The following is a 12,731-nucleotide window of genomic DNA, read 5'->3' as shown; positions in this document are numbered from 1 at the left end:
CCCGGCCGTGTCGACCGCCTCCCGCCAGCCGTCGGAGTCCAGGATGCCGCCGGTGGCGAGCAGCACGTCGAGGCCCGGTGAGCGGGGGCTCTCGGCGTGCACGACCTTCCCCTCGGACAGGTACAGCGATCCGCTCTCGCGCAGCAGCACGCCGGTGGCCCGCTCGGCGGCGAGCCGGCTCAGCATCGGGGTGACGGCCTGCCGGAAGTGCTCCCCGCGCACGGGCAGCGGGGGTGCCGGTGTGGTGATCACGCTCATGCCAGCACCAGCCGTCCCGCCATCTCGCCGAGCCGGATCCGGGCCAGCGCGAGATTGCCGTCCGTACGCGCCAGCCACAGGTGCAGGAACACACTGCTGTCGAACGTCGTCCGCACGAACCGCAGCACGTGGTACGTGTCCCGGTTGCTGACGATGAGGTCCTCGACCGGCAGATCCGCCCCGGACCAGTCGGAACCCTCCTCCGGCGCGAACGCCCGGTGCTCCGCCGCGAGCCGCGCCAGCTCCGCCGCCTCGGCCGCGGTCGTCTCGTGGTCACCGCCGGGCGCCTCCCCGACCGTGCCCAGCGCCAGTCCGCTGGTCCAGTCGACCACCGCGGCGCCCAAGGCACCGGGCAGCCTCATGGCCTCCACCAGACACTCGTCGATTCCGGGCACCGTGGCTCCCCTCCTGCCTGCGGTTCGGCTGAGTGACGCAGACGCTACGCAACGTGTGCGCGAGGGGTGAGGGATCTGGCATTTTCCAGCGGAACATGCGGACAGGTGACTAAGGTGGGTCGACTTGCCTGCTTTTCCACGCTGTTGGGGCCAAGGGGGAGGCCGGGCGCACTGAGGTGGGCCTATGCGGCGGACCTGCATGGCGAGCCCGGACGAGACGACGCCCGTCCATCATTCTGGGGGGTGTGAGGGGCGTACAAGCGGGTGCGCAGTCCGCTTCCGGGCGCCCCCCCCAGTCGGCCCAGCACGACCCAGGGCAGCCCAGGGGCGCCGGGACCGCGCGATCAGCGTTCCCCGGCGCGCCCCAGCACAGTCGCCCGAGCCGGAACGCGCCGCTCAGAGCCCCAGCAGCCTCGACCGCTCCGGGCCCCCCGCCTCCGCCACGAGCTCCTCCACGGTCTGCGCCCGCCGCACCACCGCGAACCGCATCCCCCTCTCCCCGGGCGCGTACCCGTAGATCCCGGGCCGGGGCAGAGAGTTGTACGCGTAGTGGTGCGCGAAGTAGTACGCGCCGGTGTCCAGCGCGGCCGCGTAGTCCCCCGGCTCGAACAGCGGCAGCGCACGCGCCTCCGCCAGCAGATCCCCGGCGAAACAGGCGGGCCCCGCCACGTCCTGCGTCACCGCCGGCCCCTCCTTGACCCGCCCCTTCGCGTCGTACGCGGCGATCCGCAGCGGCCAGGACCCCGGCGCGTACACCGTCCGGGTCGCCACCTGCACCCCGGCGTGGGTGACCGCGATGGCCCGGCCGCCCGCGCTCTTCGTGTACTCCACCCGGGCCACGACCGTCCCGTGTTTCGCCAGCAGCGACCGCCCGAACTCGGTCACCAGCCCGTACCGCCCGTCGAACAGCCCCGGCACCGCCTCCGCCAGCAGCCGCGCGTACTGCTCGTACGTCGGTGTCGCCGCCTCCGACGCGAAGTTCACCGGCAGCCCGCCGCCGATGTCGATCGTGTCGATCTGCCGCCGCCCGATCCGCCGGTTGATCTCCTCCGCCAACTCGTACGTCTCCGTGATCCCCCGCGTCATCAGCGACAGCGGGATCCCCTGCGACCCGGTGTGCGCGTGCAGCCGGCTCAGCCAGGGCCGGTCCAGATATGCCTGGACGACCCACTCCCGGGCGCCCTCGTCCCGCAGCGCCACCCCGAACTTCGAGGTGGCCGTCGCCGTGGACAGCGCGTCGATCGCACCCCCGCCGACCTGCGGGTTCACCCGGATGCCGAGGGGGGAGCGGGTGGTGGCCGACCGGACGAGAGCGTCGATGCGGTCCAGCTCCTGCGGATTGTCCGCGTTGACGGCGATGCCCAGCGCCAGCGCCTCCCGCAGCTCGGCCGACGTCTTGGCGGGGGAGTCGAGCACGGTCAGCTTCGGCGGCACCCCGGCCGCCCGCGCCAGGGCCAGCTCCCCGGCACTCGCCACCTCCGCGCCGATCCCCGCCTCGCGCAGCAGCCGCAGCACGGGCACGAGCGGCGTCGCCTTCACCGCGAAGGCGTGCAGCACGGGTGTCCCCGGCGCCGTCACCGCGTCGAACGCCCTGCGCAGCGCCCCCGCCGAGGCGCGGATCCCGGTCACGTCGAGCAGCGCGACGACCGGCTCGCCGGGACCCAGCAGCCCCTGCTCCACCGCCGCCCGCACCGCCTCGTCCCGTCGCGCCGCCCGCTCGGCATCGGTGTCGAACAGCCGCAGCGTGCGCTCGGCGTCCCCCTCGTCCTGCCGGGTCGTGGGCCTCTCCCCGCCCGTCCCGTTCGTCACGTCTCCCATCTCGTCCCCCGTTGTCGCGTCGTCGGCCGAACCCGTACGGCCAGTGTGTCCAGCCAAACATCCACGGCGCGCCGCCGCTGGCCCTACGGCCGTATTGACTAGCTCTATTCATCAAGTCAGGATGTGAATAGTTGCTGTAAAGCGAGGAGGCAGACCGTGTCAGGACCCCGCCCCGTTCGAGCGCCGCGCGGTACGGAACTCAGCACCCTGGGCTGGCAGCAGGAAGCCGCCCTGCGCATGCTCCAGAACAACCTCGACCCCGAGGTCGCCGAGCACCCCGACAAGCTCGTCGTCTACGGCGGCACCGGCAAGGCCGCCCGCGACTGGCGCTCCTTCGACGCCATGGTCCGCACCCTCAGGACCCTCAAGCAGGACGAGACCATGCTGGTCCAGTCCGGCCGCCCCGTCGGCGTCATGCAGACCCACGAGTGGGCCCCCCGTGTCCTCATCGCCAACTCCAACCTCGTCGGCGACTGGGCCAACTGGCAGGAGTTCCGCCGGCTGGAACAGCTCGGGCTGACCATGTACGGGCAGATGACCGCCGGTTCCTGGATCTACATCGGCACCCAGGGCATCCTCCAGGGCACCTACGAGACCTTCGCAGCCGTCGCCGCCAAGAAGTTCGGCGGCACCCTCGCCGGGACGATCACCCTCACCGCCGGCCTCGGCGGCATGGGCGGCGCCCAGCCCCTCGCCGTGACCATGAACGACGGCGTCGCGATCTGCGTCGACTGCGACCCCCGCGCCATCGAGCGCCGCATCGAGCACCGCTACCTCGACGTGAAGGCCGACTCCCTGGACCACGCCCTCCAGCTGGCCGTCGAGGCCCGGGACGCCCGCCGCCCCCTCTCCATCGGCGTCCTCGGCAACGCCGCCGACCTCGTCCCCCGGCTCCTCGCCATGGGCGCCCCCATCGACATCGTCACCGACCAGACCTCCGCCCACGACCCGCTGGCCTACCTCCCGGTGGACGTCGACTTCGACGACATGGCGTCGTACGCGGCGAAGGACCCGGCCGGCTTCACCACGCGGGCCCGCGAGTCCATGGCCCGGCACGTCGAGGCCATGGTCGGCTTCCTGGACGCCGGAGCGGAGGTCTTCGACTACGGCAACTCCATCCGGGGTGAGGCCCAACTCGCCGGGTATGAGCGGGCGTTCGCTTTTCCCGGCTTCGTCCCCGCCTACATCCGGCCGCTGTTCTGCGAGGGCAAGGGCCCCTTCCGGTGGGCGGCCCTCTCCGGCGACCCCGCCGACATCGCGAGGACCGACAAGGCGATCCTCGACCTGTTCCCCGAGAACGAGTCCCTGCACCGCTGGATCAAGATGGCCGGCGAGCGTGTCCACTTCCAGGGCCTACCGGCCCGCATCTGCTGGCTCGGCTACGGCGAGCGCGACAAGGCCGGTGAGCGGTTCAACGACATGGTGGCCTCCGGAGAGCTGGCCGCGCCGCTCGTGATCGGACGCGACCACCTCGACAGCGGCTCCGTCGCCTCCCCCTACCGCGAGACCGAGGCCATGCTCGACGGCTCCGACGCGATCGCCGACTGGCCGCTGCTGAACGCGATGGTCAACGTGGCCTCCGGGGCGTCCTGGGTGTCCCTGCACCACGGCGGTGGCGTGGGCATGGGCCGCTCCCTCCACGCCGGCCAGGTGACCGTGGCGGACGGCACGAAGCTCGGCGGCGAGAAGCTCCGCCGGGTCCTCACCAACGACCCCGGGATGGGCGTGATCCGCCACGTCGACGCGGGCTACGACATCGCGGAGTCCGTCGCCGACGAGCGGGGCGTACGGGTACCGATGCGCGAGGGCGGCGAGGCGTGACCCGAAGCGAGAGCGGACGCGACGGCGGTTCCCCGGTGGCCGAGGGCTCGTCGCCGTCCGCGGCTCAGGCCGGGCGGGGCGGCGCCCCGCAGACCGCGCGGCAGCCCGTCCACGGCGCCTCCTTCCACGAGATGTGGCGGGATCTCAGGCCCATCGGGCGGCATGCCGACTCCGGCGGGTACCGGCGGTTCGCGTGGACCGGGGCCGATGCCGAATGCCGGGCCTGGTTCGAGGAACAGGCCCGCGACCGCGGGCTGGACTACGAGGTCGACCGCAACGGGAACCAGTGGGCCTGGCTCGGCGATCCCGCCGCCGGGGACGCCGTCGTCACCGGGTCCCATCTCGACTCCGTACCCGACGGCGGCGCCTTCGACGGCCCCCTCGGCGTCGTGTCGTCCTTCGCCGCGCTCGACGAACTCCGCGCCCGGGGTGCCCGGTTCGACAAGCCCCTCGCCGTCGTCAACTTCGGCGACGAGGAGGGCGCCCGGTTCGGGCTGGCCTGCGTCGGATCACGCCTGGCCGCCGGGCGGCTGACCGTCGAGCAGGCGGGGCGGCTGACCGACGGGGACGGCGTCACGCTGCCGCAGGCGATGGAAGCCGCCGGATACGACCCGGAGGGCATCGGACCGGACCCGGAGCGGCTCGCCCGGATCGGCGCGTTCGTCGAACTGCACGTCGAGCAGGGCCGCGCCCTGGACCTGTCCGGCGACGCCGTCGGCATCGCCAGCTCCATCTGGCCGCACGGACGCTGGCGGTTCGACTTCCGTGGCGAGGCCAACCACGCGGGCACGACGCGACTCGTGGACCGCCGGGACCCCATGCTGTCGTACGCGGAGACCGTGCTCGCCGCCCGCCGGGAGGCCCGGCTCGCCGGCGCCGTCGCCACCTTCGGCAAGATCTCCGTCGAGCCGAACGGCGTCAACGCCATCCCCTCCCTCGTGCGCGGCTGGCTCGACTCCCGCGCCGAGGACCAGACGACGTTGGACACGGTCGTCCGCGCGATCGAGGAGGCGGCCCGCGACCACGCCCGCGAGCACGGCATCGAGCTGGACGTCGTCCGGGAGTCCTTCACCCCCGTCGTCGAGTTCGAACACGCCCTGCGGGACGAACTCGTCCGCATCCTGGGCCGGGACACGGCCGATCTGAAGGTGCCGGTGCTCGGGACCGGCGCCGGACACGACGCCGGGATCCTCTCCGGGACCGTCCCGACCGCCATGCTGTTCGTACGCAACCCGACGGGCGTCTCGCACTCCCCGGCCGAGCACGCCGCCGAGGACGACTGCCTGGCCGGGGTGACCGCGCTCGCCGACGTACTGGAAGGGCTGGCCCGCAGGTGACGGAGACGACCTACTGGCTCGAACACGCCTGGCTCGGCTCGAACGTCGAGCCGGGCGTGGCCCTCACGGTGACCACCGACGGCTCCGACGGCTCAGACGGCCGCGTCACCGCCGTGCGCACCGGGACGCCCACGCCGCCCCCGGGCGCGGTCGTCCTGCGCGGCCTGACCCTGCCCGGCCTCGCCAACGCCCACAGCCACGCCTTCCACCGCGCCCTGCGCGGCACCGTCCAGGTCGGCTCGGGCACCTTCTGGACCTGGCGCGAGGTCATGTACCGGGTGGCGGACCGGCTGACCCCGGACACCTACCACGCCCTGGCCCGCGCCGTGTACGCGGAGATGGCACTGGCCGGGATCACGGCCGTCGGCGAGTTCCACTATGTGCACCACGCTCCCGGCGGCACCCCGTACGCCGACCCGAACGCCATGGGCGAGGCGCTCGTCGAGGCCGCCGCCGAGGCGGGCATCCGGATCACCCTCCTCGACACCGCCTACCTCTCCGCCGGCTTCGGCAAGGCGCCCGACCACCACCAACTCCGCTTCTCCGACGGCACGGCCGAGGCCTGGGCCGAACGCTGTTCAGTTCTCAAGGACCGGGATCACGCGCGGATCGGTGCGGCCGTGCACTCCGTACGGGCCGTGCCGGCCGGGCAGTTGGCGACGGTGGCGCGATGGGCCGAGGAACGGCGGGCCCCGCTCCATGTGCACCTGTCGGAGCAGACGGCGGAGAACGACGCCTGCCACGCGGCACACGGCTGCACCCCCACCCGGCTCCTGGCCGAGCACGGCGTGCTGGGCCCCCGCACCACCGGTGTCCACAACACCCACCTCACCGACGAGGACATCGCCCTCATCGGCGACAGCGGCACCGGCACCTGTATGTGCCCCACCACCGAGCGGGACCTCGCGGACGGCATCGGACCCGCCGCCGCCCTGCAACGGGCGGGCTCCCCGCTCTCCCTCGGCTCCGACAGCCACGCCGTCGTCGACCTGCTCGAAGAGGCGCGCGCGATGGAGCTGAACGAGCGGCTGCGCACCCGCACGCGCGGGCACTGGACGGCGGCGGCCCTCCTGCGGGCGGCCTCGGCCGACGGGCACGCGGCGATCGGCTGGCACGACGCCGGTGCCCTGGAGACAGGCGCGCTCGCCGACTTCACGACGATCGCGCTCGACTCCGTCAGGACAGCGGGGCCGCTTCCACGGCTCGGTGCGGAGACGGCTGTATTCGCCGCCTCGGCAGCAGACGTGTCGCACACGGTGGTGGGAGGTCGACACGTCGTACGGGACGGGGTGCACGCGCTCGTCCCGGATGTGCCGCGAGCCCTCGCGGACGCCGTCGCCGCACTGCGCGGATGACGCCCGCCGGCCCGCCCGCGCGCCCGGCCCCCGCCCCCGATTCCGAACCGACCGCCGACCAGGCAACCAAGGACGCCATGAGCAGCCCGACGACCGACAGCCCCGCCAACTCGGCGAGCACCGCCAGCACGCTCATCACCAACATCGCTGCCCTGGTCACCAACGACCCCTCTCTCGGGGACGGTTCCCCCCTCGGACTGATCCAGGACGCGGCCGTCGTCATCGACGGTGAACGCATCGCGTGGACCGGTGATCAAAGCAAAGCACCCGCCACTGACAATCGCGTCGACGCCGGTGGGCGGGCGGTGATCCCGGGCTTCGTGGACTCCCACTCCCACCTCGTCTTCGCCGGCGACCGGACCGCCGAGTTCAACGCCCGTATGTCCGGCCGGGCCTACAGCGCGGGCGGTATCCGTACGACCGTCGCCGCCACCCGCGCCGCCACCGACGAGGAACTGGAGGCCAACCTCACCCGGTACCTCCGCGAGGCACTCCGCCAGGGCACGACCACCTTCGAGACGAAGTCGGGTTACGGACTGACCGTCGAGGACGAGGCACGGGCCCTGCGCATCGCCGCGCGGCACACGGACGAGGTGACGTACCTCGGCGCCCACATCGTCTCCCCCGACCACGCCGAGGACCCCGCCGCGTACGTGGCGCTCGTCACCGGCGAGATGCTCGACGCCTGCGCCCCGTACGCCCGGTGGATCGACGTCTTCTGCGAGAAGGGCGCCTTCGACGGCGACCAGGCCCGCGCGATCCTCACGGCGGGCAGGGCCAGGGGCCTGCACCCGCGCATCCACGCCAACCAGCTGTCGTACGGCCCGGGCGTCCAGCTGGCCGTGGAACTGGACGCGGCGAGCGCGGACCACTGCACCCACCTCACCGCCGCGGACGTGGACGCCCTCGCGAACAGCCGTACGGTCGCCACGCTCCTCCCCGGCGCCGAGTTCTCCACCCGCGCCGAGTGGCCGGACGCCCGTCGCCTCCTCGACGCGGGCGTCACCGTCGCCCTCTCCACCGACTGCAACCCGGGCTCGTCCTTCACCTCGTCCGTCCCCTTCTGCGTCGCCCTCGCCGTGCGGGACATGGGGATGACGCCGGACGAGGCCGTCTGGTCGGCCACGGCCGGGGGCGCCAGGGCGCTCCGCCGCGACGACATCGGCCGCCTCACGCCGGGCGCGTACGCCGACCTCGCGCTGCTGGACGCGCCCAGCCACGTCCATCTCGCCTACCGGCCGGGCGTCCCCCTGGTCACGGGCGTGTGGCGCAGGGGCGTACGCGTGCTCTGACCGGCGTCGGGCGTGGACTGCGTGGGGCGTGCACTGGCGTCGGACGTGCACCGGCGTCGACGTGAACCGGTCTCAGCTGTGGACCGGCCCGGCGCCCGCGCGCCATCGTTGTCCGTCGCGTCCGGACGCGACGGCGAAGGAGACGGAGCCGAGCGCGTCCGGGGTCACGGCGTGCCCTGGCGCGATCGCCGGGCGGATCATCCCCCGGGAGTCGACCTCGAACCGCAGGTTGTCGCCGTTGTCCCCGTCGAGCGAGTCGCAGTCCCAGATGCCCACACCGTCGTCGGTCGCCCCTCGGCTGTCGAGGCACAGGTCGGGATCGGCGAACGACTGCAGGGCGTCCCGGTGGGAGTCCAGCCGCCAGCGCTGGGTGGCGCGCGAGGAGCAGGTGGCCGTCACGACGTCGGTGCCTTTCTCCAACGCGCCCCGGATGTCCAGGCACAGGCCGGACGAGGCGTTCACCACCTGCGTGTAGGCACCGTTCAACGGGGGCCCGTACGGCAGTGACGGCTTCGTGGGGCCGGACGTCGACCGACTCGGGCTCGGACTCGGGCTCTTCGTCGGCTTCTCCTTCCGCGGAGGCTTCGAGGGGCTCGCAGTCTCCGAGGGCGTCGGGGACGGTGTAGGGCTCGGCGGGACGGTCGGGGTCACAGCGCCCGAGGGAGGTACGGCGGGCGTACCGCCGGAACCCGCCTCGTCGTCGGACGACGAGCCGACCGAGCCCGAGAACACCAGGAACGCCAACAGCGGCGCCAGCGCCACCCCCAGGGCCACCGACGTCAGCGCGACCCGACGCGACGACGACCAGGTGGCCCCCGGCGCCCGGGCCTCGTCCTGCGCACCGGCCCCGCCACCGGCCCCGGCGGCCGTCCCGGCGGAACCCGCCGCCCCGGCCCCGTCCATGCGCCCGGTCCCACCTGCCGCGCCGGGCACGGGACCGGCCCACCTGCCCACGCGCGCGCCAGCTCCGGGCTCGTCCCACGCCTCCGCGCCACCCCCCGTGCCGCCTCGGTCGCCGGAGCCGGGGGCGGCCCATGGCTCCGCACCGGTCGGCGTGCGGGCCTGGTCATCGACGCCGGGGCCCAGCCACGCCTCCGCCCCGGCCGACGAACCCGGGTTCTCCGCTCCCGTGCCGCTCGCCGCTCGCTCTCCGCCACCGGCCTCGGAGCCGCCGCCCGCGCCGTCGCCGCTGCCGGAGCCGCTGGCTCCGCCGGCCCCTCCTGATCCTGATCCGGAGCCGAAGCCGGTCCCGGCCCAGGCCGCTGCCACAGAGGCAGAAGCCTGGGCAGCCGCAGCCGCAGCCGCAGCCGCAGCCGCCGAGCCCGTCCCCGCTTCTGCCCAGCCTCCCGCCCGCGACCCGGACCCGGACCCGGACGCGGTCCCCCTCCCGGCCCCGAGCCCCCGCTCCGTGCCCTCGTCCGTCGCTTCCGCCCCGGCCCTGTCGCGCCCTCCGGTGCCGTCCCACGGCCCCGTACCGTCCCGGGCCCCGTCGGCACCCTGGGCCCGCGTTCCCGCGCCGCCCCGCGCGTACGCCGTACCGCCCCACGGCAGGAGCCCCTCCGCAAGGGTCGCGCGCGGGCTGTCGCGCAGGGCGCACAACTCCTCGTACGCACCGGTGCAATGCGGGCAGTGCTCCATGTGGGCTTGCAGATCGGTGCTGTGGCGAGGGGTGTCCGGCCGTACGGACTCCTCGATCAGTCGGCGGAAGTCCTGGCAGCGCGGGTCGTCGGAGGCGCCCAGGCGCACCCGCAGACAGGCTTGGCGCAGGGCGTGGAGCGCGGACTCCCGCTTGTACGTCACGTCGTCGGGCGTGACGCCGAGGAGTACGGCCGTGCGGGCGTCCGGTTCACGCTCCACGACGCCGTACCAGATGAGGCCCTGCGGCCGGGGCGGCAGCAGTTCGAACGCCGCGAGCAGGGGTGGGACGCGGCCGCCGGGGCCCGCCGTCTCCAGCACGACGCGCAGGGCGGGGGCGAGACCGGTCGCGCCACCGCCCGTGGACCAGCCGGCGGCGACCCGCGCGGTCAGCAGGAGCAGCCGATGGCGCCACGGGACGGTCGGCTCGATCCCCCGTGCCGTCTCCTTGGTGGCGACGGTGAACGCCTGCGTCGCCAGCTCCCGTGCCGAGGACTCGCTCGCGGCGCACAGTCGGGCGTAGGCGAGGACCGAGGGGTGGTGGCGCTCGCGCAGTTCGCGCAGGGCCGCGTACGCGGTCGGCGAGTCGGAACGCAACAGCGCGGTGAGCCGCGCGTCCGACGCGTTCGCGTGCCGGTGCTCCAACCCACCGTCGGGGCGTGCGCCCGGCGCACCGGTGTCCTGCTGGTCCTCATGGCCGTCGTCGCCGCCGGGGCGCTCGTCCCGAGCCCGAGTCATCCTCGTGCCTCCTCGCACCCCCGTGTCCGCCAGTCGGCTTCTGGCATACCGAACAGTCTGGCGCGTGACCATAGTGGCGGAAGGTGAACCGGGGGGAAGGTGTTTCTTGCGGTAAGGGGATGAGAGAGAGTGAGGCAGGGGTCGGGCCGAGAACGGTTCGGCCGGGTACGTCAGGAGTGTCGTAACTCCCATCGCACCCGGCCGACTTGGATCGCCGAGATCGCCGAGATCTCCGACGCTCACTCCTCCAGCGTCAGCCCCTTGCGCAGGCGTACCAGCGTGCGGGACAGCAATCGGGAGACGTGCATCTGGGAGATGCCCAGTTCGTCCCCGATCTCGGACTGCGTCATGCCGGCCACGAACCGCAGGGACAGGATCTTTCGGTCGCGCGGCGGCAGTTCGGCGATCAGCGGCTTCAGGGACTCGACGTACTCGATGCCTTCGAGGCCGTGGTCCTCGTAGCCGATCCGGTCCGCCAGGGCGCCCTCGGAGTCGTCCTCCTCGGGCTGGGCGTCCAGCGACGAGGCGGTGTACGCGTTCGACGCCGCCATGCCCTCGACGACCTCGTCGTTCGTCAGCCCGAGGCGCTCCGCCAGCTCTCCCACCGTCGGAGCGCGATCGAGCTTCTGAGCCAGCTCGTCGCCGGCCTTGGCCAGGTCGAGCCGCAGCTCCTGGAGTCTGCGCGGCACCCGCACGGACCAACTCGTGTCGCGGAAGAAACGCTTGATCTCGCCGACGATCGTCGGCATCGCGAACGTGGGGAACTCGACGCCCCTGCTCAGTTCGAAGCGGTCGATCGCCTTGATGAGGCCGATCGTGCCGACCTGGATGATGTCCTCCATGGGTTCGCTGCGCGAGCGGAACCGGGAGGCGGCGAACTTCACCAGGGCCAGGTTGAGTTCGACCAGGGTGTTGCGGACGTACGAGTACTCGTACGTGCCTTCCTCAAGGGATTCGAGCCGCTCGAAGAGGGTCTTGGACAGGGCTCGTGCGTCCACCGGTCCCACCTCGTCGTACGGGGGGATCTCCGGCAGGTCGGCGAGCGCGTCGCCCGGATTGTGGGCGAGTTCGTCCTGCGTCTCTTCCGGGGCGGATGCCGACGTCGCCCTCTGGGTATGCGATGCGTCGAGCCGGGGTGACATGATGTCCTCCATCGTTCTCGGCATATGGCCGCCGATGCCAATACGTGCACTGCGGTGTGCGGCGCCTCCAAAGCCGGCCGTGTCGATTGGTGTCACTACTAGCCCTACCCGGTTTCGTGACGTCGTCGCAAGTGCCTCCTGTGGCGAAATGTCCCTTTGCGGGCGATTGTTCAGGTGTCGGGGAGTGTGGAGAAGGCGTAGTGTTCGAGGGCGAGTCAGCAGTCACGACGGTCGGGAGAGAGACGGCATGGACCGTGGGACGGTCGGCAGCGCACAGTCGGGCCGACTACGGGTCGAGGTGCGGGAAGAGGGCCCCAGCGCCGTCGTGACCCCGGCGGGTGAGCTCGATCACCACACCGCCGATCTGTTGCGTGAGCCACTGGAGAGCTGCCTGGACAAGGGCTTCACACGTCTGGTGGTGGACTGCTCGCGCCTGGAGTTCTGCGACTCCACCGGGCTCAACGTCCTGCTGGGCGTGCGGCTGCGGGCGGAGTCGGCGGGCGGTGGTGTCCATCTGGCGGGAATGCTCCCGGCGGTGGCGCGGGTCTTCGAGATCACCGGGGCGGACGCGGTGTTCACCGTCCACGACACGCTCGAGGCCGCCTTGGGCGACTAGGGCTGTGGCCGACCCGCCCGTGACCTCCGTCACGGGTGCCGTCGCCCGGACCGGTCGGCGGTGTCGCGTCGGTCGCGGCGACGGCGTCGGGTCGGTGGCGTCGGCCGGTCGTGCGTCCCGGATCGTCCCTCAGGTGTCGCACTCCGGCCGTCGGGTTATTCGCGTCACAGGTTCTGTGCCGAAAACATGGGTGTTCTGACGGTTCGCTCGGGCAGGAGACATCCTGAACGTGTCGGTGGTGACCCGGAGACGACCGGGTCCCGGCCCGGTGGCTCGGCGCTACGGCGAGATGTGACGGAAGTACGGATGGCGCAACGGATGACA

At 72.8% G+C, this 12,731-nt stretch carries 9 protein-coding genes and 1 pseudogene; 5 read left to right on the top strand and 5 right to left on the bottom strand.

The genetic code is table 11. From position 1 onward, the window contains the following. The 3 genes and pseudogenes from RM704_RS40860 to RM704_RS40850 form a co-directional block, all read right to left on the bottom strand. A pseudogene (locus RM704_RS40860) lies at window positions 1-258 on the bottom strand (hypothetical protein); the annotation flags it as partial. Beyond that, a complete protein-coding gene (locus RM704_RS40855) occupies window positions 255-653 on the bottom strand; it encodes a hypothetical protein (protein ID WP_009327980.1) in 399 nt (132 codons plus the stop codon). The gene RM704_RS40855 and the pseudogene RM704_RS40860, both read right to left, overlap by 4 nt. Before the next feature lie 396 nt (window positions 654-1,049). Next, window positions 1,050-2,471 (bottom strand): type III PLP-dependent enzyme domain-containing protein, encoded by a 1,422-nt coding sequence (locus tag RM704_RS40850; RefSeq protein ID WP_033524854.1) that lies wholly within the window; start codon window positions 2,469-2,471, stop codon window positions 1,050-1,052. A 156-nt stretch (window positions 2,472-2,627) separates the two neighbouring features. Between RM704_RS40850 and hutU the strand changes: the two genes are divergently transcribed. From hutU to hutI, 4 genes are read left to right on the top strand one after another with little or no spacing between them, the layout of a single operon-like run. Then, window positions 2,628-4,292 (top strand): urocanate hydratase, encoded by a 1,665-nt coding sequence (gene hutU, locus RM704_RS40845; protein ID WP_033524853.1) that lies wholly within the window; start codon window positions 2,628-2,630, stop codon window positions 4,290-4,292. After that, window positions 4,289-5,629, top strand: a complete 1,341-nt coding sequence (locus RM704_RS40840) for an allantoate amidohydrolase (protein WP_311592920.1) — start codon at window positions 4,289-4,291, stop codon at window positions 5,627-5,629. Before hutU ends, RM704_RS40840 begins: the two co-directional genes overlap by 4 nt. Continuing rightward, entirely contained in the window at window positions 5,626-6,984 is a 1,359-nt protein-coding gene (locus tag RM704_RS40835) for a formimidoylglutamate deiminase (protein ID WP_033524852.1), read from the top strand. The genes RM704_RS40840 and RM704_RS40835 overlap by 4 nt, the downstream gene beginning before the upstream one ends. Continuing rightward, a complete protein-coding gene (gene hutI, locus RM704_RS40830) occupies window positions 6,981-8,276 on the top strand; it encodes an imidazolonepropionase (RefSeq protein ID WP_033524851.1) in 1,296 nt (431 codons plus the stop codon). The genes RM704_RS40835 and hutI overlap by 4 nt, the downstream gene beginning before the upstream one ends. Before the next feature lie 72 nt (window positions 8,277-8,348). Here hutI and RM704_RS40825 read toward each other — a convergent pair whose 3' ends face one another. Then, window positions 8,349-10,649, bottom strand: coding sequence for an RICIN domain-containing protein (locus tag RM704_RS40825; protein ID WP_033524850.1), 2,301 nt, complete (start codon window positions 10,647-10,649; stop codon window positions 8,349-8,351). A gap of 239 nt (window positions 10,650-10,888) precedes the next feature. Then, the gene (locus tag RM704_RS40820; protein WP_033524921.1) at window positions 10,889-11,791 is read right to left on the bottom strand and encodes an RNA polymerase sigma factor SigF; all 903 of its coding nucleotides are present in this window, start codon (window positions 11,789-11,791) and stop codon (window positions 10,889-10,891) included. 247 nt (window positions 11,792-12,038) lie between these two features. On the opposite strand from RM704_RS40820, the gene RM704_RS40815 reads away from it, so the two are divergent. Continuing rightward, on the top strand, window positions 12,039-12,407 hold the full coding sequence (locus RM704_RS40815) for an STAS domain-containing protein (RefSeq protein ID WP_033524849.1): 369 nt from the start codon (window positions 12,039-12,041) through the stop codon (window positions 12,405-12,407). The last annotated feature ends 324 nt before the right edge of the window (window positions 12,408-12,731 follow it).

It is taken from the genome of Streptomyces gottesmaniae, assembly GCF_031845845.1.
Classification (GTDB): domain Bacteria; phylum Actinomycetota; class Actinomycetes; order Streptomycetales; family Streptomycetaceae; genus Streptomyces; species Streptomyces akebiae.
This window is presented reverse-complemented; position numbering and strand designations above follow the sequence as displayed.